Origin of the sequence: Tateyamaria omphalii, assembly GCF_001969365.1 — a bacterium.
GTDB lineage: Bacteria > Pseudomonadota > Alphaproteobacteria > Rhodobacterales > Rhodobacteraceae > Tateyamaria > Tateyamaria omphalii_A.
Genome location: NZ_CP019312.1, coordinates 2041240 through 2063314 on the forward strand (window position 1 = coordinate 2041240; position 22075 = coordinate 2063314).

At 61.0% G+C, this 22075-nt stretch carries 15 protein-coding genes; 2 read left to right on the top strand and 13 right to left on the bottom strand.

Going from position 1 to position 22075, the window contains the following annotated elements; all coding sequences use genetic code 11:
* Nucleotides 1-39: 39 nt before the first annotated feature.
* Nucleotides 40-702: a response regulator transcription factor gene (locus BWR18_RS10145; RefSeq protein ID WP_076627948.1), complete on the top strand. Its 663-nt coding sequence runs from the start codon at nucleotides 40-42 to the stop codon at nucleotides 700-702.
* 832 nt (nucleotides 703-1534) lie between these two features.
* On the opposite strand, the gene tagF is transcribed toward BWR18_RS10145, so the two are convergent.
* From tagF to BWR18_RS10210, 13 genes are all read right to left on the bottom strand, one after another.
* Nucleotides 1535-2926: a type VI secretion system-associated protein TagF gene (gene tagF / locus BWR18_RS10150; RefSeq protein WP_076627950.1), complete on the bottom strand. Its 1392-nt coding sequence runs from the start codon at nucleotides 2924-2926 to the stop codon at nucleotides 1535-1537.
* Nucleotides 2927-2929: 3 nt separating this feature from the next.
* A complete protein-coding gene (tssM, locus tag BWR18_RS10155; protein ID WP_076627952.1) occupies nucleotides 2930-6421 on the bottom strand; it encodes a type VI secretion system membrane subunit TssM in 3492 nt (1163 codons plus the stop codon).
* Nucleotides 6418-7908 carry a type VI secretion system protein TssL, long form gene (tssL, locus tag BWR18_RS10160; RefSeq protein WP_076627954.1) on the bottom strand — a complete coding sequence of 497 codons (1491 nt, stop codon included), beginning with the start codon at nucleotides 7906-7908 and terminating at the stop codon, nucleotides 6418-6420. Before tssL ends, tssM begins: the two co-directional genes overlap by 4 nt.
* Nucleotides 7905-9272 (bottom strand): type VI secretion system baseplate subunit TssK, encoded by a 1368-nt coding sequence (gene tssK / locus BWR18_RS10165; protein ID WP_368073609.1) that lies wholly within the window; start codon nucleotides 9270-9272, stop codon nucleotides 7905-7907. Before tssK ends, tssL begins: the two co-directional genes overlap by 4 nt.
* Nucleotides 9253-10512, bottom strand: a complete 1260-nt coding sequence (locus tag BWR18_RS10170) for a hypothetical protein (protein WP_076627958.1) — start codon at nucleotides 10510-10512, stop codon at nucleotides 9253-9255. The genes tssK and BWR18_RS10170 overlap by 20 nt, the downstream gene beginning before the upstream one ends.
* Nucleotides 10509-11489, bottom strand: a complete 981-nt coding sequence (gene tssG / locus BWR18_RS10175) for a type VI secretion system baseplate subunit TssG (RefSeq protein WP_076627960.1) — start codon at nucleotides 11487-11489, stop codon at nucleotides 10509-10511. The genes BWR18_RS10170 and tssG overlap by 4 nt, the downstream gene beginning before the upstream one ends.
* 1 nt (nucleotide 11490) lies before the next feature.
* Nucleotides 11491-13266: a type VI secretion system baseplate subunit TssF gene (gene tssF, locus BWR18_RS10180; protein ID WP_076630241.1), complete on the bottom strand. Its 1776-nt coding sequence runs from the start codon at nucleotides 13264-13266 to the stop codon at nucleotides 11491-11493.
* Nucleotides 13259-13846, bottom strand: a complete 588-nt coding sequence (gene tssE, locus BWR18_RS10185; RefSeq protein ID WP_083957682.1) for a type VI secretion system baseplate subunit TssE — start codon at nucleotides 13844-13846, stop codon at nucleotides 13259-13261. Before tssE ends, tssF begins: the two co-directional genes overlap by 8 nt.
* Nucleotides 13794-14582 (bottom strand): type VI secretion system accessory protein TagJ, encoded by a 789-nt coding sequence (locus BWR18_RS10190; RefSeq protein WP_157598703.1) that lies wholly within the window; start codon nucleotides 14580-14582, stop codon nucleotides 13794-13796. Before BWR18_RS10190 ends, tssE begins: the two co-directional genes overlap by 53 nt.
* Nucleotides 14579-16003 (bottom strand): type VI secretion system contractile sheath large subunit, encoded by a 1425-nt coding sequence (gene tssC, locus BWR18_RS10195; RefSeq protein WP_083957683.1) that lies wholly within the window; start codon nucleotides 16001-16003, stop codon nucleotides 14579-14581. The genes BWR18_RS10190 and tssC (BWR18_RS10195) overlap by 4 nt, the downstream gene beginning before the upstream one ends.
* A 1-nt stretch (nucleotide 16004) precedes the next feature.
* Nucleotides 16005-17483 carry a type VI secretion system contractile sheath large subunit gene (gene tssC / locus BWR18_RS10200; protein WP_076627965.1) on the bottom strand — a complete coding sequence of 493 codons (1479 nt, stop codon included), beginning with the start codon at nucleotides 17481-17483 and terminating at the stop codon, nucleotides 16005-16007.
* Nucleotides 17483-17998 carry a type VI secretion system contractile sheath small subunit gene (gene tssB, locus BWR18_RS10205; RefSeq protein WP_076627967.1) on the bottom strand — a complete coding sequence of 172 codons (516 nt, stop codon included), beginning with the start codon at nucleotides 17996-17998 and terminating at the stop codon, nucleotides 17483-17485. Before tssB ends, tssC (BWR18_RS10200) begins: the two co-directional genes overlap by 1 nt.
* Nucleotides 17999-18113: 115 nt before the next feature.
* Entirely contained in the window at nucleotides 18114-19157 is a 1044-nt protein-coding gene (locus tag BWR18_RS10210; protein WP_076627969.1) for an ImpA family type VI secretion system protein, read from the bottom strand.
* A 299-nt stretch (nucleotides 19158-19456) separates the two neighbouring features.
* On the opposite strand from BWR18_RS10210, the gene tssH reads away from it, so the two are divergent.
* Complete coding sequence (gene tssH, locus BWR18_RS10215; protein ID WP_076627970.1) at nucleotides 19457-22039, top strand: type VI secretion system ATPase TssH; 2583 nt, start codon at nucleotides 19457-19459, stop codon at nucleotides 22037-22039.
* Nucleotides 22040-22075 lie beyond the last annotated feature (36 nt).

Genomic DNA, 22075 nt, shown 5'->3' on the forward strand with positions numbered 1-22075 from the left:
AGCTGATTAGATAGACTCAATTTATTGCGCAGGGTTGGTATGCGAATCCTGATCTATTCAAAGACACGGCTTTTTGCCGAATGCCTTGCCGCTGGTCTGGCCAGGCATGTAGCGGTTGATCAAGCGCTCAGCGCAACTGATGCGGTCAGCTTTCAAACGAAACTGGCGCAGGATAGACCTTGTGCAGCGATCCTCGACCTGTCCAATGCTGAGGCCTGGGATGACGCACGCGCCGCCAAGGCACTTTACCACGACATCGTCCTTTTGGGTCTGTCGGTGAGTGACAGTCCACAAGACATCGTGCGCTGCGCGAAGGTCGGATGCCTCGGCGTCATTCCTTACGACAGCAGTGTAGAGCGTACCGTGACCTTCGTGCGTCGGGCTCTACGCGGCGAGTTGAGTTGTTCCCCCTCCGCTGCGGCGGAACTGGCGCGGGCACTGTGTGACAGCACCTCTCAGAATGCAACGCAGATGCCTAGATGTCTGACCCGGCGAGAGGGTGAAGTCTGTTCTCTCGTTTGCGAGGGACTGACCAACAAGGAAATCGCGAGGGAACTGAATTGCAGCGAGGGGACGATCAAAAACCACATGCACAGCATCCTGTCAAAGCTCAATATCTCAAGGCGCAGCGCGGTGGCCCAGCACATCAGACAGCAACCATCCCCCTCGGCACTCTTACCCGGAATGCTGCCGCACTCATAGGTACCGTTCTGTGAGGTCCGCTACCTGGGCGCGTTTTGGGCGTAGCCAAAGTCAGTTGACACATTCATTCATGCCGCTGTTTCGAACGACAGTCTTATGAGTGTGATCTTACCTGTAGAGCGTGTTTGTTGGTGATGCATGTGGCCGCGTGTATTGGTTCGGATGGTTTCAATGTCGGTCGGGGTTGGATTTGCCACTTTTTGGACGCAAAAAACCGCCACGCCGCTCCTTTCGAGCCAAGCGCAGGGAGCGCCACCATCGCGAGCGAGGAACAGGTTCAACGCATCCCCTGACGCCCTAGTGCGTAGCTTGGGCGCAACCTCTCCCAGTCGCGCTACACGGCGTACCAGACCGGCAGCCTGATGCATTGATTGTGCTGCTGCATTCGAAACCGCTCAATAAAATGCGAACGCAATTCCTTTTCCATCTGCCAGAGATCAACGTGCTTCAAGCCACACATGAGGAGCAGTAAAGTATGCCATCGCCCGCGGGCCCGCGCCAAAACCACCTCAGCCGGGAGTGTTTCGGTTGTATGATCCCGCCGCCGGACTTGAAGCACTCCCTTCAGCACATCAGTGCCGGGGCAACCGGTCCCACCCGCCCGCCACGGCGCAATCTGTGCCCATCGTATAGATCGGAGCCGAGGATCTGTTCCGGCCCCGCATCTGGCACTGTTAGGCGCAGCAGGCTGTTCGGCAGCCTAGAGGCGGCGGAAGAACCAGGGGCTTTGGACTTCGAAGTGCGTACAGTGTTGACTACAGACCGATTTCAGTATGGGCATCCCACGCATCTTGCGTCCAGGACAAACGGCGCTTGTACAATCGAGATGACATCAGAGGTCGTCATCGCGTGGCAGCAGCGAAACACACAAAGCGCTCGCGTCCAAAGACGCGCCTGCAATCAGTGCATCTTGCGTAAGCTCCGCCACCGCCGCTTGTGGCGTCTGCGCATGGCCAAGCGCTTCGGCGATGTCTTCGTGGCTCAGTGCAGTGGTCACACCCGGGGACGCCAGCAAGAAACAATCCGCAGGCTCGACCTGTCCGATCCCTATCGAAGGTGTAATTGTTTGGCCAACGCCAAGCGCTTGTGTGACAACACCTCGCAACCGAGTATCCACGTGCGGACGGTTTAGCGAAAAAAGGGTCCCGTCTCGAAAAAGAAAAGCACTGCAATGACCAACCCAAAGCACCGCATATCGGCGCGCTTGCACAAGCAGAACAACGGCCGCAGCGGCAACCGGGTCTTCGGCGGCTGTTCGCATACCGGCGCGCGCGGCCAGGCGCGTGTTGGCAGAACCGAATTTTCCCTTGGCTGCGGCGATCAGGTCGCTCATCGAATACGGGTTTGCAATGTCCTCAAAGACCGGCGCCAAACCCTTGATTTGTGACGCCAAAGATGGCGCCGAACCGATGCCGCTCAGCACCGAAAATGCCTGTCCGTCCTTGTTTACGGCAGCAACCTCAGTCAATGTCGCGCTACGCGTGCCGCGCAGGCACGCGCTCGCATGCTCTGCCCTAAGCAATTGGATAGGCGCCGCACCAGGCGCACGCGCTCGGGTGTCGACATTGGCCTCTGTCAGTTTCAACTGCGCTTGGTGATCGGACGCATCCTCGTTCGCTTCTGGCGGCCCCATAAACATTTCGGCGAAGTCCGCTGGCGCGGGCAGCGCGCGCGTCAGATGTGCACGCGCGCCATCCGTGCCGGTCCACCAATAGGCCGCAGGCGCATCGGTATCGGCTGCATCCGGTGCGGCAAGATTGGGCAATGAGCCGAAGGGCAGCGCGTCAACTTCGTGAGCGAGATCGCCCGGAATATCGGACGCCCGCAAGCAAGACATCACCAAGGCCTCCGCCGCATCAAAGAACAGCGGATCCTCCGTCAGCGCCAGCGGATCACGCCGCCCCAGATCAGGCCGGGCAGCGGCCACAACGAGCGGAAAATACCGGCCGACACGGTCAACCGACGGCATCATCACACCCGATACCGGGTCGGCGCCGCGCGAACCCGCTTCCAGCACGAAACGCCAGACCGGAGTGACAAGAAACGCGTCCAGCCACCCCCGGCCAAGCCTCATCTGGCTTTCTCGCATGGCCGCCCGGAGCCAGTTGTCAAAGGTAGTCTCAACATCACGCGGCAGGCCAGCACTCACGAAGTCGCCCGCTTGCGGTATCTTGCCAAAAAACCCGCGCCAACCTGTACGGACGGGATCCGGGGCAATGGACATGATCTAAAACCCCTCCGGGCATCGAAAGGTGGACAGCGCAGGCAACATGAACGGATTGTTCACGCTGCCAGACGTGATGCGGAAGGTCACGGATCTCCCATCAACGGTAAATGTCGCGTTAAACCTGTTGTCGTTACCAGGCGTCGTTTTCGCCTTGTCCAACAAACGGAAAGGGGCCCAGGCGCCGGTCGCGGTCGGTGCGGTGGCCCTGTCACCCGGCAGCAGCATCACACTTGCGATATCGCCCCCCTTATCCGGCGGCCAAACCAGTCGCGTTCCGTCTGACAGGTTTTGGCGAAACGCGGCGCGCGCGCTGCCCACGAAGAAAAGGGCCACGTTGGCGTCTTGCGCGATGTCAATCAGGTCAACCGAAAGTTCGATCCGAGGTTCGGCAATTCCGTTGGGGAAAAACGCAGTCCGAATTGCGGCCGCGCGCTGGAATTGCTGCAATGCAGTGACATCTGCGGTCGGCCCGGAAAGACCACCGCTGAAAGTCCACGGATCGGTTGTTGTGTCCACGATCTGCGCAAGATGTTCGTCGAAAAAAGTCTGAAACAGCCCTGTAGGTCCAAACATGGCGATGAAATCACTACGGGTGACTTCCGCGGATGCGGCCGCACTGAATGGATAGCGGTCGCTGACGGCGCGGGTGCATGCCGCAGCGCCCCGCGCCCGCCAGTGGCGGTCGGCTGCGGCACGCGCCTGTCCGACAGAGGCTTCGGCGACCCGCGCGGCGATCGTGACAACCCAAGTGTCGGCGGGCGTATCCAATTGCCGACCTGCGGCCATGAGCGATTGCGCAGCATCACGCAGCCCGTTTTCGGATGCAAGTGCCTGGGCTGCAGCCGGATCAGGCATGTCCAGTCGATTGAGTTGCTGAAATACTTCGTCATACAGCGGCGTCAAAGCCGAAAGCGCGTCGACGTCATTGCCTGCTTCACCGTTTTTGCTCTCAAGTGACCGACGCAGCGGCCCAAACGGATCAGGTGCCGCAGTGGGATCAATGGGCAATTCGGCAAGACTTAGTTCTTCGCCATCCGCGACACCGGTCAGGTCCGTTTGTGCAACGATGTCACGCACCAGACGCCCCAAAGGATCAGACGTGGATGCGAGCGCAGACATCATGTCCGCGGCATCCCCCAAGCTGTCGGTCTCGGCTACTGTTGTATTCGCGATTGCGTCGCGCCAGCGGCGTTCAAATTCGCTATAGTAGAGTGCTATCGCTTCCATCGCGATTTCCGTAGGGTCGGCGCGCGTGGCAGCACCCGGCCCGCGCACCCAATCTTCGCTCGCAGCGACTTCGGCAAGAAAACCAAGCTGCGGAATGACGACCTCGCGGTATCCCGTTTGGGTGTAGAGGCCGTCAACGCGCACCCCCGCAATGGCACTGGCGAACACGTCGCCAGATTGCGGCCCGGCAACACTTGCTGCACGCCAATCGCTCAGACTACGTGTTGCTTCGCGCACTGAGAGAAGGTCAATCACCCGACGCGCCGGACTGCGCTCTTCCACGGTTTCACGCACGTCCGCGACAAGGTGATCGTCAATCTCGAGAACGGGCAGCGTACCTTTATCAAGCATTGCGGTGACGTGGTCCTGAAGAGCCACGCGCGTCGCTTCACGGCCAGCCCCGGAATAAAGCTCTGCAAAGATGCGCTCGGATTGCGCCAACAAACCGTCACGGTCGATCGGGCCAAGGCCCGCGAGTGACAAATAGTGTTTCAACGTCTCAAAGGCGCGCGCCTCGGATGTTTCCGGATCCTTCAGGACGTTTTGCAGGGCAACCATGTAGCGCGGCAGAAGATACGCACCCAGCGCGCGGGAATAGGCAGTGGCATGCCCTCCTTCAATGCGCGGGCGGCGGTCCATCCCAAGCCCGGCGCGCTGCAACGGAACTGGACCGACCTCGACTGTGTCAAAGGCATCCGGGCTACTCGCAAGGCGTTCAAGCGCCGGTAGAATGCGCAGAAAATCCTGGTCCTCGACATCGCGCACCGGGACCGTATTGGTCAGGGTCTCGTATTCTGCAAGGCGCGTGTCGATGGCGGCCAATGCCTGTCGGTTGGCCATGTAGCCGAAGGTCCAGCTGGCAAGGAAGAATGCGCCAATCAGGGCGGCAATGGCCGTGCCGACGGTCGTCGCAATCCGTTGGCGCCGTCCCACACGCTCATCCCGGGCAACCAGAGCGGCCTCACCAAGGATCACGTCGCGAAACAGCCGTTCGACAAAGTAGGTACGGTTCATTGATGACGCGGTGCGCGGAACGCCAGGGACAGATGCGGGCTGCATGGCTCGTTCTTGCGTGGCCGAGCCAAAATAAATACCCCGCAAGAGGGGTTCGGATACAGAACCGGTGCCCGAGGACAGCTCTTCGATGATTTCACGCAAGGCGTCGTGCAGGGCGGCCACTTGCGCCGGAAAGCGAAAGATACGCCCGCGTTCAGAGATGTCGGTCTCTTGCTGCAGCCGCTCGATCAGCATTGTGTTTAAACGGGCAAGCAAGATGTGGAATTCGCGCGAAAAGACGTCAGCAAGGTTTCCGCTGGCAGTGGGTCCGCGCGTTTCCTCCGCCTCGCCATATGGGAATGTGATGCCCCAGACCTGTCGCCGCCCTTCCTGCCCAAGCGCGTCAAAGAAACGGCCAAAGCCCGTCAGGCGGTCCGCCTTGGTCAGCACAACGTAGACGGGTACACGCGCGCCCAGTGCCTCTTCCATCTCGGTCAGGCGCTGACGAATTGCACGGATGTCACGCAGGCGCTCCTCCGGGTCCTGCGCCAGAAGATCCGTCAGCGACAGCGTCAGAATGGCGCCGTTGATCGGCTGGCGGCGGCGGGTCTTGCGCAGCATCGCCAGAAAGCCAAGGAAACCTTCGCGATCACGCGCGCGGCCCGTTTCTTGAGTGGTGTACCGCCCCGCCGTGTCGATCAGAACGGCGCGGTCGGTGAACCACCAGTTGCAATTGCGGGTTCCGCCGACCCCTTTGACCGGATCGGCGCCTTCTGCATCCCCCAATGGGAATTTCAGACCGGAGCGTGTGAGGAGCGTCGTCTTGCCCGCACCGGGCGCGCCCATCATCAGGTACCACGGATATTCGTAAGCTGCGCCGAACCGCCGTTTGGCCAGCCTGCGCATTGTTTTGAGCGCTGTGCGCAAGCGGTCGCGCAGGGCCGCGATTTCTTCGCGGGTTTCGCCCGCTTCAATCGCCTCCGGACTTTCCGAGATCGCATCATCCTCGGCCCGCGCCCGGCGGCGCTGACGCAACCACATCACAGCAGCATAGATCAGCCAGATACCAACAACGACAGCAATTGCGATCAAACGCGTGCGGACCGGCGCAAGTGGATATCCACCCCCGTATGGAAGCCGCGGCCCGAACATCCAGATGATGACGCAGATTGCACCAACCCAGACCAGTGACACGAAACGCGGCCCAAGAACGGAGACATAAGACGAGATGTTGGACCGGAGCGAGGTCCACATGCCAAGCGGGTTCATTGTAATGCCTCCACTGGTGCGGGCAGTCCGTCAGGATTCGGGAGTCCTTCGGTCAGTAGGCTGTCCGGCACGCGCGCCCCAGGCTCAATCACAAGGATTTCGGTGCGCCGGTTCGCCTCTCGTCCGGCTTCGGTGTCGTTGGTGGCAATGGGGCGGTCAGGCCCGATGCCATCAATGCTGATCCGCTGTTCCTCAACATAAGGCAGCAGCAGGTCGCGTACGGCGCTGGCGCGCGCCTGACTGAGGAAGTAGTTGTTCGGGAACGGAGCCGCCCTGATGCCGACATTGTCGGTGTGGCCAAGCACGGTCACATCGAATGTCTCGGCCGCGAGCGCCTGACCGATCCGGTCGAACACATCAAGAAACGCGTCTTCGATGGTTGCGCTGCCAGATCCGAATGCCCCGTTGTTTGCGATGCGGACAAGAACGGCATCCTCGGCGCGCAGGAGGCGCACGAGCCCCTCATCCACCTCCGGCTGCAGAAATGCGACAAATTCGTCGATGGGCGGTGTAGGTGGCGGGCTTTCCGGCGCTGGCGCTGGCACAATGACCTGCTCCGGTTCGGGTTCCGGCGCTGGAGGCTCCGGCAGGAACAATGATGGCGGACCGTCAGGCGGCAGCACCGATAGCCGCGCCAGTGTCGCGTCTGCAGCGTGGTTGAGGAGGGATGTGTAAACGATAAACACAGTGAGCAGCACCAGCACCCCTGTCCCGGACACGAGCCAAAAAAGGAGGCCCGCGCGAATTGGGCTATGCGCCGCATCCTCACCCCGCCATTGCGGTGACAGATCACGCTCGACGATGTCGAACTGCGTGCGCAGGGTGCGGAACAGGTTTTCACGGACCAGAGCCAGCTCGGCCAGTCCCCGCGAGGACACGCGCGCGCGGCCTTCGAAGCCGAGCGACAAGCACAGGTATATCAGGAGCAGCAGATCGCGGTTGTTGCGCGGGGTCTGTTGAAAGTGGTCAAGCAACGCGAAGACCTTGTCCCCCCCCAGAACGTCATGGTGAAAGGTCGATACCAACCCCTCGACGGCCCATTCGCTGCCCCAATCGGTGTTTCGGATCACGTCATCGAGGGTCGCACACACAACGTAATGCGCCGCACGTGCCTGATCCGGAAGCGTGCCTGCCGCTGCGAGCGCAGCCTCATACCGGCGCGCGGCTCCGGTCAGTTCTCGCCGCAACTCGGCGACAGATGGTGGGTTCTGCCCCGCCCGAAGCGCATGAGCCAGGTTCAAGAGCGGTGCCGCCCTTGCGACCATTTCCGGTAAATCGCCACCCGTGAACCGAAAGCCATTCAGGATGTCTCCGACAGAAAGTTCTGCGGCGGGCGCAGGCGGGTCGACCTCCACAACTTGCGTCGCCGGTTCCTCCGAAGGGCGTGTGCCTCCCGGCGTGGGCAGGATGATACGTGGCGCTTCATCATCCTGCTCCGGCAGACGACGCGCCGCCTGATCCTTGTTTTTTCGGGCTTCGTTGGTCACCCTCTGATCCCCCACAACTCAAGGTCAATGCCCGGAATGTCTGCCGCCAAGTGGATTGCAAGCGCGCCCCCTTCCGTCGCGGCCGCCCAAAGATCATCAGACGTTTCAAGTTCGAAATAGACGGACCCGGCGCGGAACGGCAGCTGCCGCGGCGCCACCGGAGAGGGACGGATCGGGATGCCCGGAAGGGCCACGTTCACCAACTCGCTGATACGCTCCACCGGGCCAATCTTAATCTGGTTCGGCAGCGTGCGCCGCAGCTGCTCCACCGGCAGTTCCGACCGCGCAGCGAGCACCATGGCCGCGTCGGATTTCAGCCCCGCATCTGCCAGCATACCGACCCGCACGCCGTGGCGGCGCGTCTCAAGCGGGATGGGCGTCGCCGATTGGTCCAAGACGGCCGAGAGAGCCCGCCGCAGCTCATCCATCACCGGCGCAAATGTCGCTTCGGGTTCCATGTGACCATAGGGCGGAAAATCGGGCGCGAGGCTGTCTGCCGCCGTGAACGTCGCCAGTTCCCCGGCGAGACCAACAAGCGTGGCAAACATCCGTTCCGGGTGAATCTGACCGGCCTGCGCGTCCAGATGGGCCATATGCGGCGTGGCCCGGTTCAGGGTTTGAAGCATCATGTAGTCACCGATTTCGGCAGCGCCACGGATCGAAGGATCACCAATCCGACGTGCAATCGCAGCCGACCGATGCTGAAGAAGGCCCACAAGTTCCGTCAGATACCCCTTCAGACGTGGCGTTGCACCAACAAGCATTGTTGGCGGAATCATGGTCTCATCCAGAATGACGGAGAGGTCAGCACCCGTTTCGATCACGCGCGCAACCGGTAGGCACTCAAAGCCCTCGCGTTCGTCCCTGTCGGTTTTAAGGGACAGTTCGAACCGGCCAACTTCAATCGCCGCGGTGAACGACGTGTCAGCATTCGAGTCCTCGGCTTCGTATTCAACACGCTTGTGCCTCGCCGTGCCATCACCGACCGGGCCGTACTCATCCTGTCCGCCTCTTGCCATCCGTACCGCCAGATAGACGGTTGTCGATCCTGATCCTTCCGCGAACTGAACTGGCGCGGGCAAGTCGGCCATGTCCGGGGCGGAAACAGGCGTGCCATCCGGCAACACGCATGAGAGCGCCGACAAGGCCACGCGTCCGACGCCCAGAGCCGAGCGGTCGATCTCCAAACGGGTAAAGCCCCACGAGTAGGGACGCATCGCCGCAGTGCGGTCGCGCAGCATCCGTTCGGTCCATCGGTCAGCCTGCTGAAAATGCTGTACTTTGAGGAACATACCCTCAGTCCAGGCGACACGGTTGTCAGTCTTCACGAAACGTCTTCTCCTGTCATTTGCGCGGTAGGCCACCGGGTGTCGGCAGCGGGGAAGCGACTTCGTCGGCCGTCCCGTTCTCTTCCGTTTCAAGATAGCTCGCGCGGATTGCGGCGTTGAGGGCACGGTCCGAAAGCGGCGGGACGTCACCGCCCCCGGCAAAGCGCTGTTCATAAAGCGCCCATGCGCGCGTGGCTGTGCCTACCCGAAGCGCATTGGTGGCATTCGCGCGCAGGCTGTCGGGATCAAGCAACACGCGTGCCGCTGCGGCAAAGGCATATGCACCACTATGGGTGGCTGCGTGGGTGCGCGCCAGGGCATCCAACCGCGCATCCAAATCCGCCGACGCTTCGCCGCCAGCTTGCACCGCGCCCAAAATCATTCGGATCGAGTCGCCAGGCACTAAGTTCGCCGCCTCATCGCCATGATCCGCGGCACGGCTCAAGGCGGCGCGTTCCATGTCGACAACTCCGTCGAGCGCAGTCCGCAACATCGCACCGAGCGCATACATCGCATCCTGCGTAAGATCGTCGAGTTCGTTGATTGACAGCCCGGCACCACGCAGAAAGGCCAATCCGTCGGGTCCTACGCGGCGGTCCACCTGCACGTTCTTTTGGCTCAGCGCTTTGGCCGGGACCACATGACCGGTCGCGCGCGACTGGCTGGCGCGCGCATCCGCGTCCGATACCGCGCCTTCGGATGCTTCCATATCCCAATCGTCCGGTAGGAACGCCCCGCCGGAGCGCAAGGTGTCAAGCGACACGTCGCGTTCGCCTTTCTCCGCAGTCACTTCAGAACGGTGTTCAAAACTGCCCAGTCGGTCCCAGTCAGGGCGCTTGGTTTTTCTTTCGCCGGTCAATCTGGCAATCCAGTCGTCGTCAGACCGCGCAGGGACCGGGCTTTCCGCCGTGATGCCGCCCGGCGCGACATCAGCAAGGATCGCGCTGATCGTTGGTGCGGTTGTCGCGCGGGCGTCGGTCAAGTCAGTGCGAAAGCGCGCAGCGATGCGATGCGCGCCAAGACCGATCACCGCGCCATCCGAAACCGCGCGCGCCTCTCCTGCTGGCAGTGCCCGTTGGTCCAGATGGGCCGTGCCACGCACCAGCACAACGCTTGCGCCACCACCATCTGCCGTCACGCGCAGCTCTCCTCCACCATCCTTTCCGCTATGCGCCAGCGACCAAGTCGCGTCAGGGAAGGTGCCAAGCGTAAAGGGCTGCCCGGCTTGCACGATCCGCCTGTCGCCCGCTTCAAGATGTTCGAGAACCAGCGTCATGCACACATCGCCTTTTTGCCGTCGATGATCGCTTCGAAACTGTCGTCGGCCGCCTCCGCATCGCGCGCCCAGCTGTTCCAACCCAGCCGTGGCTGCGGACCATCACCGCCCAGCTGGGTTTCCGGAATATCGCGTCGGTCCAGGACAACCTGAATGTCAAAATCCAAAACAGGACCAATCGCAAACCGGACAAGCTGCGCAAAGTCGCGCAAGCGCGGCTGGCCGGGCTCCAGTGAAAGGAAATCCGAGTAGCGCACTGGCCCAATGATCACCCGGACCTGCCCCGTACGGTCACGTATCCATGATCCTGTGCTTGCGTCAGATCCCAGACTTCTGCTGCCATTCAGTCGGGTTTGCTCTGCTTGTGGCACCTCCCGCCATCTCTGCTGGAATTGTTTGATTTGAACAGGCAAGCCAAGGTGTCTGCGGGCGATGGCAGCAACGGCTACAGACGACCGAGTGCGCCCTGCAAGCAGACCTGAATGCAAAAGTATCGCGTCCTGCCGCAGGGGGGCACGTGTCTCAAGTCCAGGAGTCGCAAGCCCGATCAGAGCGTGCAGTGCCGTCAGCACACGGTTGGCCCGACGCGGCGCCCATTGCAAAAGCACGGGCAGATCATATTTTGCCGCCGCTCGGGCGAACAGTATTGCCAGCCGAGCCGAGAACAGATCGAGAAAAGCGCTCAAACCGCCCGCGCGGCGCCGACGGTCCGCAGCCGCGAGTTCAGTCCATGCGGGTGGAAGCGGAGACAGTGGGCCAACCAGTCCGGCAAAATTCGCTTCCACCCGAACCGCTGTCGCATCTGCGGATACGCGCGCAATCGCCGTCGGCGCCAGTGTGCCCGTTGGGGGGGCAGTGATCTGGATCGGAATGCCACGCTGCTTCGCTTCCATCTGCGCCAGTCTGAGCGCCGTCAATGGCTCAAACGCATGGGGGGACTGACACAGGCTATCAAAGAGGGCGCGCGGTTCGGTCATATCAAATCAATGCTCCCTCGCCAGCACGCGCCGGGAAATGCGCAAGTGTATCGAGCCGGTTCTTGAGGCGAACACGCAATCTGGTGAAGGTGTTCAGTGTCGTGTAACACCCGAAAAATCGGTCCAGAACAGAAGCAAAGACAACCGCTTGCCCAGCCGCGATGCAATTGTCATCCAGCGTCAGGGTGATGTCCGTCCCGGTGACATTTACACCGTCGATGCGTGCAAGACCCGTGGCGGTGTCAACGCTGTCGATGGCATCAATCATCTGGGTGATGTCGGGCCCGTCACCGGGATCGTAGAGCCGCAGAATATCGCGCAGCGTCGCGGCACCGCCCGATTGCAGCGACAGATGGTTCAGCGACAGATGCGACATCAACTGCCAGGCGCGGTCATCATCTGATGCAGGCGGTCGCGGTTTGGTAGGCGCGCGCAAACACGTAACTGCGGTGACGTGGTCGATCGGCGACGACAGGCCAAGCGCGGGTTGACCACCTCCAAAAGGCAGCTTTCGCGAGAGCATTCCATTTGTCGCAAGAATATCGACACCAGCTGTACCCGGCTCCGACGTTGCGTCGATGCCGCGCCGGTCCACAAAGGCTAGTGTGGTGCTTCCGAGGTGCTTTTCATCTTCGGATGCATGGCGACGCAAGTGCCAATAGACCTCGCCCGCCCTGCGGTCCGTCAGTCGGTGAAACAGAGGCGGGGCAGTCTGCGTTTTGCCGTCCGCCCCGGCGATGGTGACACGTCTTACGGAATGAACCGTGCGCGTCCGGGGGCGGCGTGCGTCGGCGGCCAGGGGATATGCCGTGCGGCTGCCATCCAACGCGATGGGTTCTGCGCGCGCTGGGAACAGGTTTACGGCAGGCGTGGCATGCAATGTGATCGACCCCGCCCCGACCCGCGTCAGGGTATCGTCCGGCGGGCGATCGAAAAACACGTAGACATCCAACCTGTTGGTTTCCCGCAGCGGGCCAAGGTCGATGTCAAAGAACAGGAACTTCTCAGGCAGCGCTGCAAACTCGGCCAGGGTGCGATAGCCAGCAAAACTGCCCTCGGGCCACGGTGTCAAAGCCGTTTCAGCGTCAAAGCCCACCGGCCTGACGGACGTGGCGGGCATGCGGCGCGCATACGGGTCTGACGTATGGGCCGCGAGCGTCACCCCCAGAATCGATTGCAGCATCAGACGCGCCAGCCCCTGTGCCTGCGCTGTTGGTCCCGAAAGGAACAGCCGAAGTCTGTCCAGCCCCATATCGCGGAGCGGGACTGAGCCCGTCGTTTCAATGGTAAGCCGCAAGCACGCAGCCGCACCAGCCGGTGCAGGTGGAGCTTCGAACGGGCGCGGGCGCAGGCGTGTGTCGGTGAGCCGAATGGGCGCCAGATTCACGTTCTGCGTCGTCGCAAATCGAACGCGGTCGCCATCAATGGGCTCTGAAACCACTTCAGTCCCCCGTTTCACCGACAACGCGCCGTCCAGCGCCGGGTCTGGGGACAAGGACAGGATTGTGAATGCGGGCTGTGGCGCCAGATAGTGCGGGTAAAGAGTTTCCAGCAAGCCGTCTGTCAGCTCAGGCAACCCATCCTCGAGTTTCTGGCGGACACGCGCAGCGGTGTAGGAAAACGACTGGATAAGCCGCTCGATGTTTGGATCATCTGCGGCATCGTCGGACAGGCGCAGCCGGGCGGCAATCTTGGGGTGCGCTGCCGCAAATCGCGCCGCACGTCGTCGCAGTGCATCAAGCTCGGAATTGTAGAAATCGAGGAAACGGTCAGTCACGGCGCTCTCCCCTTCCCGCTCCGCCGCCCGTTGCGGCATCGCTGACACTGAAACGCCCGGCAATCGGATCCATTGACGTCTCAAACACAACCGGCGGCAGACCCGGACGCGCCACATGGCGCGCCTTGATCCGCAATCGCAGATGACGACGAGACGGTACGGGGTCGGACACGAGGTCCACGGTCAGATTGATCAACCGCGGTTCAAACGTCTCGATCCGTTTGCGGATCTCTTCGGAAAATGCCGTGCGCTGCGCTTGGGTCACCAGTTCCGCGGAAAAAAAATCGCCCGTGCCGTAACTCAACACGCTGTCACCAAGCTCAGCCAGATGCTTTGGACGATGGCCCGGGGCGGAGCGGGTGTTCAAAAGCATTTCCAGATCTCGGCGCAGCGCGGCACGCAAACCGGCAATCGTGTCCGCTTCGGTCATTGCGGCGTCTTCCGACAGATCGGGATCAAGGTCGATTAACCGGTCAAGTAAAGCTGGCGCAGCGCGGTCCCTATGCGCCTTTGTGTGTCGTATCTGATTAACCATTGAGCACCACCTGCGATGCATCCAGCAGACCGCCGAGTGTGTCATTCAACAGATAAGATCGCTGCCCATGGGCGCGTGTCACGCCGGGGGCCAACTGCGAAAACTCGGTGACCCGACCAAGCCTCTCCGCCCCTGTGCGCGGTGCGTCATAGATAGCGACCAATCGCAGATCAGCTGTCGACCCATCGCGCAAACCAAGGCGTGCGGGTCGTGCCAGCACATCGAAAGGGGCCGCGATGCGGCTAAGATCAATCAGAGCGACACGCGCAAGGTCAATCCAAAGGTAGTAGCCACCCGATGTCAGGGCCTCCAACGCGTGCGGCAGGCGATCATCGACGTCGCGCAGGTCTTCGACCTCAAGGTCATCCCAAATGGCCGGACGGGATGTACGGACGTCTTCTAGTCTATCAGCCAATGCGGACACTTCGGCCAAGTTATCAGCGCGCAGCGCAACATGCAGCGCCATGGCGATCGCATCAGCGGACGTCGGTTCGCCTGGAAAATCTGGAGCGGCCCCATGCGACCACCACGCGTCACGGGCGTGCAATGCACGCAGGTATTGTCGGAATTCCGACAATGCCGTGGCACGCTGGACATCCTGCAGCTGCGCCATCTTGGCATGGGTTTCTGCCCGTTCCAAGTCTCCCGACAGCGCCAATAGTTGCGCCAGCGTTATACGCAAATCAACATCCTGCGGCGTCGATTTAACACCTGAAACGGCGACATCCACCGCCTCTGAAACGGCGTCCTGCAGCAACAGTTCACGAACTGAAATACTCACGCGATGTTCCTTTCCACGCCAGCCGGCGCCTCGGAGACGAGGTGAAAGCTGGTCGAGATGTCGTCGAGTTGAAAATGCGGTTGCAGCCGGATCGTGGCGGCATACGCGCCGGGGCGGCCCGGCAAGGGCGCGACCGTGACAGACGCATCGCGCAGCGGATACTCTGCCTTAAGCGCCGCATCGGCATCTTCATTGCCAAGACAATAGGCCCGCAACCAATCGCTCAGGCCCTTTTCAATCGCTTCTCGTGGGGCAATCGAGCCGATCTCGTCACGCATCAAAACCTTGAGATAATGGGCAAAGCGCGAAGTGCAGAGCACATATTGCAACATGGCGGAAATGCGCGCGTTTTCAGTTACGGCCCCGCTGTCGAAATGGGTTGGCAGATGCAGCGATGGATTGGCGTTGAAGACGGCCGTTCCACTCAGTGGCAGCGTGCTGAGCGGTATGACACCGCGTGCGATCAGGGCGTCCTCCTGCGTGGCGGTCAGTCGCAACGTCGCGGGCGGCTGACACGACAATCCATGACGGTCCACACCCAAATCATGCCCGGGCCAGTTCGGAACCGTGCCACCACCCTGCCCGTCATCGTCGGCACCACGTATTGCGGCAAACCAGCCGGATCGGAGGTAGGCCGCCATCACAGTGGACGCAAAGCCAAAGGCGCCGATCACCGTCAGCGGGGCACGCATCTCCTCGTCAAAAGTGAACCCGTCTGCGCGGTCAGGCGCCAGCCGCGCACGCGGCGCGCGGATAACAAGGTCGGGTGCCACAAGACCCAAAAACCGGGTATCCTCCCGCCTACGAAGCGCGGCCCACCGCATGGCATGCGCTTCCTCTCCCCGCCCTGGCCGACGCTCAGACAGATCGGTGTGCGGGGCGATCCGGTCAAGCGACTCAACCCCCAAGAGATCCGCCGCAGCACCCAGCACAATGGGGCAGAACGCGGCCGCACCAACCGCAGCCAGTCGCGCCAGCGTTTCGACCTGATCACCGCGCGCGCGATCCGTGGCCGAAGACACAGCATAGTCCCCGACAATCAGACCAAAGGGCACCCCACCGGGCATCCCGAACTCGTTGTCATGCACGACGCGGTGCAGATGGGATTGGTCAAACTCCACCGCGCGATCCAGATCGCGCACCAGATCTGGCCAAGCGACGTCGAGCACACGCACGACGACTTGCCCGTCAGACCCCGCTTGTTCAACCAGCCGTGCAAGAGCGCGCCAGCGCGCTTCCAGTGCACGGACCTGCGGTGCCCCGAGGATCGCGTTGACTTGACGGGTCAGGGCGGCGTCGATTGCGGAAATGAGCCTGTCAACCCGAGCGGCAATATGCGCTGCGGCCTGGTCCGGTTCATCGAACAACGCCGCCCCAGCACCGCCCGCGCTTGGCGGGGCGATGACGGTAACGGTGTTCATGTCACTGCTTCTCCGGGATCCGCGCGACCATCCGCAATGACGTTGTCAGCTCTTCCATCTGAAGCCAGGGCCGCAGCCAGGCGACGGCGTTGTAGCTGCCCGGTTTGCCTGGGATCTCCTCGACCGAAACGCGTGCATCGCGAAGCGGATAAGCCGCCCGCATCTCAGGGCCCGCGTCGTCATTGGCGTTCACGTAGTTGTTGATCCAACGGTTCAGCCAGGCTTCGCAATCCTCCGGCTCCATGAAGGACCCGATTTTGTCGCGCCCGATCACCTTCAGGTAATGCGCGAACCGCGACGTCGCCATCATGTAGGGCAGACGGGCCGAAATCGCTGCATTCGCCGTGGCTTCGGGCCGATCGTATTTGGCTGGTTTGTGTGTTGTCTGCGCACCAAAGAAGACAGCGTAGTCGTGGTTCTTATAGTAACAGAGCGGCAGGAAACCCATTGCCCCAAGTTCTGAATCGCGCCGATCCGTGATGGCGATTTCAGTGGGACACTTGATGTCGGTATCCCCCCCATCGGTCGAAAACAGATGCATGGGCAGTCCCTCGACCTTGCCGCCGTTTTCGGCCCCGCGGATCGCTGTGCACCAACCGGTTTGGTTAAACGCTTCGGTCAGACTGGCCGCCATGGCATAAGCCGCGTTCATCCAGCAGTAATTGTTGTGCGGGATGCGGTCGCCTTCGAACGACGCAGCCTCGTCATAGCTGAATTCGTCAATCGTGCGTGTGTCTGGGCCATAGGGCATACGTGCAAGCACCCGTGGCATGGTCAACGTTGCGAAACGGCTTTCTTCCGATGCGCGGAAGTTGCGCCATTTTGAATACTCGGACGCGTCGAAGATCTTTGACAAATCTCGCGGCTTAGCCAGTTCCGTATAGTCGTCGAAGCCAAACAGCTGCGGCGCGGCCGCCGAAATGAACGGAGCGAAGGCGGCGGCCGAAACCTGGCTGATGCCCTGCAGGCACTCGAGGTCTTCAAAGCTGTTGTCGAACTCGAAGTCACCAATCATCGCACCCAGCGGTTCACCGCCAGGCGTGCCGAACTCGTCTTCGTAGATCGACTTGAACAGACGCGACTGGTCGAATTCCACCGCCTTGGCCAGATCCCGCCCAATTTCGGTCTTGGACGCATTCAGCACCCGGATCTTCAAATTGGCAGAGGTGTTCGAGTTCTGCACAAGGTGCCACAGACCGCGCCACGATCCCTCCAGCTTGGAAAACTCCGGGCTTTGCATGATCGCCGCCAATTGAACCGAGATCTTCTCGTCCAGCGCCTCAATCGCCTTGGTCAGCGTGATCGTCAGGTTTCGATTGTAGCTGACGGTGCCGTCAAGTGCAGCATCGGTCAGTGTCTTGAGCAGTTCCTTGGTGCGGTCTGGTTCGGTCTGCCGCGTCGCGCCAATAACGCTGTCGAGCAGCGACTGGTCTTTGACGGCTTGGGCTGCACCCGGTTCGGCTTGAAATTCAGTACCCATTACTTGTCTCCCTGGTCAGCGGTTTGCGCTTGGAGTTGATCCACTACGTCCTTGATCGCCGCATCGTCTTGCAGCAGCTTCTCAAGCAACGTCTCGAGCTCTTCTGAACGGTCAGCCTTGGACAACAGGTCGCGCAACTGATTGCGGCTTTCGAGAAGACTGTTCAGAGCGGGCACCTGGCTCACGACCTGAGCTGGCTCAAAGTCTTCGAGACGGGAAAAGGACAGTTGCACCTTCATATCCTCATCCGCATCACTCAGCGTGTTTTCGACCCGGAAATTCAGACCCGGTGTCATCTTGGCCATCACATCGTCAAAGTTGTCCTTGTCGATCTGAACGAACTTGCGCTCGCCAAACGGTTTGAGCTTTTCAGTAGGATCACCCGAAAAATCGCCCAGAACACCGACGACAAAGGGCAGTTCCTTTTCGACCATCGTGCCTTCGGTTTCGATCTCGTACTTGATGTGGACGCGCGGTTTACGCACCTTGTCGAGCTTGTCGTGAATACTTGCCATGTGTGGCCTCCTTAAATTCTGGCGTTGGCGTGAGGTGAATTTTCACCTGCAATTGAAATGCGTTTCGCGGATTTGGTCGTGATCGTGCGGCATGGCTGCCGCCAGTTGCGTCAGGTCATTCTCCGTTCTGGTTGTTGTCGGGTCGCCGACCGATACCCGCTGTTGTCATCACGGCACGGCGTGCATGATCGTCCGGGATCAATTCAGCCAGCAGCGTTGCGAAATCCATGCGCCCGCGGCGCACGAGCGTGTCGAGGGCATCTGCAATGGGTGAATGCGGTTCGGCGCGACGAAAGTACGCCGCGATACGCAACATCTGGTCAAAAGCGTCTTCGCGCGACGTGATTTTTGCTAAGGCGGGCATATCCGCAGGCGATCCGCGCGCTGACAAAGCAGTACCGTCACCCGGCAAAGCATCACTGCCCGCATCCTGCACGAGACTATCGGCCGCCAGACTGCGAATGGTCCGGGCCGCTTCGTCCAACGCGTCTTCGATCTTGTTAAATGGCGGGGCCTCTGGGCCGAGCAGATCACTCAGAAGGCCATCACATCGCTCAAGTTGAGCGCCGGCCGTTTCTATTGCGCGGAGTTGCGCGCTAATCGCCGCTGGCCCAGCCTGGGCCAGAGCAGTTGCAACAGCAGGGCCTGCCCCGCCATCCGTCACATTCCACACTCCATGCTCACCATAATTCCCGTCCGCGGGCAGCGGCACGAGGCGCAGCGGAGCGATCAGCGTGCCTTCCCGGCCCACCCCGTTCAGCGCGCCTATTATGTCGAACGGGCGATCGAGTGCGTCTTCGGGTTGTGGATGGAGATCGGTTCCGTGGGACTCAACCATGTCCGCGAGCCGCCGAAGCGATTCGGCCAATCCGGCAAACCCCTCAAGCCGCGTGCGCGCCTCGATCAGCCAGACTGCGACCTCTATATCCAGCCCAACGTGGTCAAGCAAATGCGCTGCCGTATCGGTAACTTCCAGCCACTCGGGAGCGATCTTGAGTACACGTATTGCGGGTTCCGCCCCCTCCTGTCGGCGTTCTTCCGCTCGCGCAGCTGACCTTGCGTCTCGAAGGCGGCGGTAATCCGCTAGCGCTGAACTGGATTCCCGCGGGTTCTCGCCAACCGGGAGGGTGATTGGAGGAAGCCTACTGTCATCAGGCACTGTATTTCTCTCCTGCCGCCAATCTCGTTTCTTCAATAAAAACCAAGAGTTAATAGATTTCGTTTCTCGATTCGTATAAAACCGTACCTGAGCAATTCGGGAATTCCGAATGGATAATATGCTTGAAGAATGACTGATCGGCTGAAACCTTTATGGTTGTGAGCGACGTCAAAGCGTCGGACTTTCGCGGAGCAGATCAGCCTGTTTCCGGGGTCATTTCTTGCAACCTAAAGATGTGCTTTAATGCGCAATTTCTTGCGCTGTAACAGTGAGCGATTTGATTTGATTGATGTGTACTGATGCCCGAAATTGATCTGCACATTCTGATTTCACGACTGGCGCCGGACGTCGCCGCAACGCTGGAAGCCGCAGCGGGAATCGCGGTTCGCAACGGTCACGGAACCATCGAGCCGGAACATTGGATCGTGGCATTGTGTAACTCGAACATGGCGGCGGCTGCGATCGAAGCTGCTGGTGCTAATCCTGCGGAAGTCCGAGCCGAGGCGCAGGGCGCAGTCGATGCATTGACCCGCGGAGCTGCAGCAACGCCGACGATGGCATGCTCCGTCGTTGACCTCGCACGAGAAAGCTGGACCGCCGCCAGCCTACGATTTGCCCAGCGGTTAGTGTCGGCAGAAATCTTGTTGCACGTGCTGACCAACGACACCGCCCTGCGTGCAAACCTGCGGCGCACTGCACCGACCCTACTGACATTGAACAAATCCGTTCTTGAAGATCGGATCGCGGCAGCGGCAGACACCCCGGTGCAAAGCGACCCCCAGCCAACCGTTCGCGGGGAAGACTTCATCGCACTTTACACCCAGGATCTGACGGCACAGGCCCGCGAGGGAAAGATGGACCGGATCGTCGGGCGCAATTCCGAGCTGCGTCAGATGGTCGATATCCTGCTGCGGCGGCGACAGAACAATCCGATCCTTCTGGGAGAGGCTGGCGTGGGCAAAACAGCAGTCGTCGAAGCCTTTGCCATGATGATCGCCGAAGGACTGGCACCGGGACCGCTGAAAGACGTGACGCTTTATATGCTCGACCTGAACCTGCTTCAGGCAGGTGCCGGTGTAAAAGGCGAATTTGAGCGGCGGCTCACAGGTATTCTTGACCAAGTCAAGGCAACCACCAGCCCGGTGATCCTGTTCATCGATGAAGCGCACGGTTTGATCGGCGCTGGTGGGCAGGCCGGTCAGGGTGACGCGGCCAACATCCTGAAGCCAGCCCTTGCGCGCGGAGAATTGCGCACCATCGCAGCGACGACCTGGGGCGAATACAAAAAATATTTTGAAAAGGATGCGGCCCTGACGCGTCGGTTCCAACCGATCAAGGTTGACGAGCCGGACATCGAAACGGCGGTGCGGATGATGCGCGCAGTTGCGGGCAAGTTCGAGGCGCACCACGGCGTTTCGATCCGCGAAAGCGCGCTGCGCGCCGCGGTCGAGTTGTCCGCGCGCTATCTGCCGGAACGCCAATTGCCCGACAAAGCGGTCAGCGTTATCGACACCGCCGCAGCGGCGGTACGCCTGTCCCGTGACGTCGCCCCGGAAGCACTGGAGCGGCACAGAATCGAAGCGGAGCATTTGTCAGTCGAGATAGACCGGCTGGAAGGCGAGCCATCCGTCTCAGGCGCGAAAGACACCAGCCTAAAGTCACTCCGCACGGCACATGCGGTGGAGGAAAGCGCCGCAAGAGCCGTCGCCGTGCAACTTGAAAGACAACGAGCGCTGGCGGCTAAAGCAGACGCGGTCGCCGCCGCAGGACATGCAGACCTGCCCAGACTGGCCGAAGCGGAAAAGGCGCTCGCCAAGGCGGCGGGAGAAGACCCCCTTGTGCACCGCGTCGTCGATGCCGAGGCCGTCGCACAAGTGATTGGCCGTTGGACAGGTGTCCCGACCGGTCGCCTGATGCGCAGCCAGATCGACGCAGTCGGCACGCTTGATCAACGCCTGAAGGCACGCGTGCTGGGCCAGGATGCCGCGATTGACGCGCTTTGCAGAGCGATGCGTGTGGCCCGTGCGCAGCTGGGTGACGCGCGCAGGCCGCAAGGCGTATTTCTGCTGGCTGGCATGTCCGGGGTCGGCAAGACCGAGACTGCCCTGGCGCTCGCCGATGAGCTTTACGGCGGCCAGCAAGCGCTGAGCGTCATCAACATGTCGGAATTCAAGGAAGAGCATAAGGTTTCGCTGCTCATGGGATCACCGCCGGGCTATGTCGGCTATGGCGAGGGTGGCGTGCTGACAGAAGCGGTGCGGCGCAGACCCTACGGCGTGCTGTTGCTTGATGAGATCGACAAGGCGCACCCAGCGGTGCAGGACATTTTTTATCAGGTTTTCGACAAGGGCGTGCTGCGGGACGGCGAAGGCCGTGACGTAGACTTCCGAAACACAACGATCCTGATGACCGCCAACTCCGGCACGGAAACACTTGCGACGCTGGCAGAAGATCCCGATGCGATGCCTTCGCCGGACTCACTGCCCGATCTGATCCGACCGGAGCTTCTGACGCAGTTCAAACCCGCCTTTCTGGGGCGGTTGACGGTCGTGCCATACCAACCGCTCGACACCGAAACGTTGAAGGGCATCGTCGATTTGCAGATCACCCGCATCGCGGACCGGTTGGCCGCGAACTACGATGCACAGCTCAAAATCACCGATGCCGCCCGCGACACACTCGGCGCCCGCGCAAAGTCAAGCGAAACGGGGGCGCGCGCCATCGAGGCGATGATTTCACAGAAGGCTCTTCCACAACTGGCAGACCTTTTCTTGGATTCGGTCACGCGCGGACTTGTGCCGCGGGCGGTCGAAATGGGCGTCGATGAGAGTGGCGAAATTACGGTCGCCGCGCTCGGAAAAAGGAGACGTCTGGCAGGCTAGCCGCCGCTCTGCTTGCCGAAATCGGAACGACGAACG

Bases quoted from the DNA above. Each gene is read 5' to 3' on its own strand.
- tssG (WP_076627960.1), bottom strand. From the start codon at position 11,489: ATGACCGAACCGCGCGCCCTCTTTGATAGCCTGTGTCAGTCCCCCCAT.
- tssH (WP_076627970.1), top strand. From the start codon at position 19,457: ATGCCCGAAATTGATCTGCACATTCTGATTTCACGACTGGCGCCGGAC.
- tssC (WP_083957683.1), bottom strand. From the start codon at position 16,003: ATGAACACCGTTACCGTCATCGCCCCGCCAAGCGCGGGCGGTGCTGGG.
- tssM (WP_076627952.1), bottom strand. From the start codon at position 6,421: ATGAACCCGCTTGGCATGTGGACCTCGCTCCGGTCCAACATCTCGTCT.
- BWR18_RS10170 (WP_076627958.1), bottom strand. From the start codon at position 10,512: ATGACGCTGGTTCTCGAACATCTTGAAGCGGGCGACAGGCGGATCGTG.
- tssE (WP_083957682.1), bottom strand. From the start codon at position 13,846: ATGACACACTCGGCGGTCTGCTGGATGCATCGCAGGTGGTGCTCAATG.
- BWR18_RS10145 (WP_076627948.1), top strand. From the start codon at position 40: ATGCGAATCCTGATCTATTCAAAGACACGGCTTTTTGCCGAATGCCTT.
- tssC (WP_076627965.1), bottom strand. From the start codon at position 17,483: ATGGGTACTGAATTTCAAGCCGAACCGGGTGCAGCCCAAGCCGTCAAA.
- tagF (WP_076627950.1), bottom strand. From the start codon at position 2,926: ATGTCCATTGCCCCGGATCCCGTCCGTACAGGTTGGCGCGGGTTTTTT.
- tssB (WP_076627967.1), bottom strand. From the start codon at position 17,998: ATGGCAAGTATTCACGACAAGCTCGACAAGGTGCGTAAACCGCGCGTC.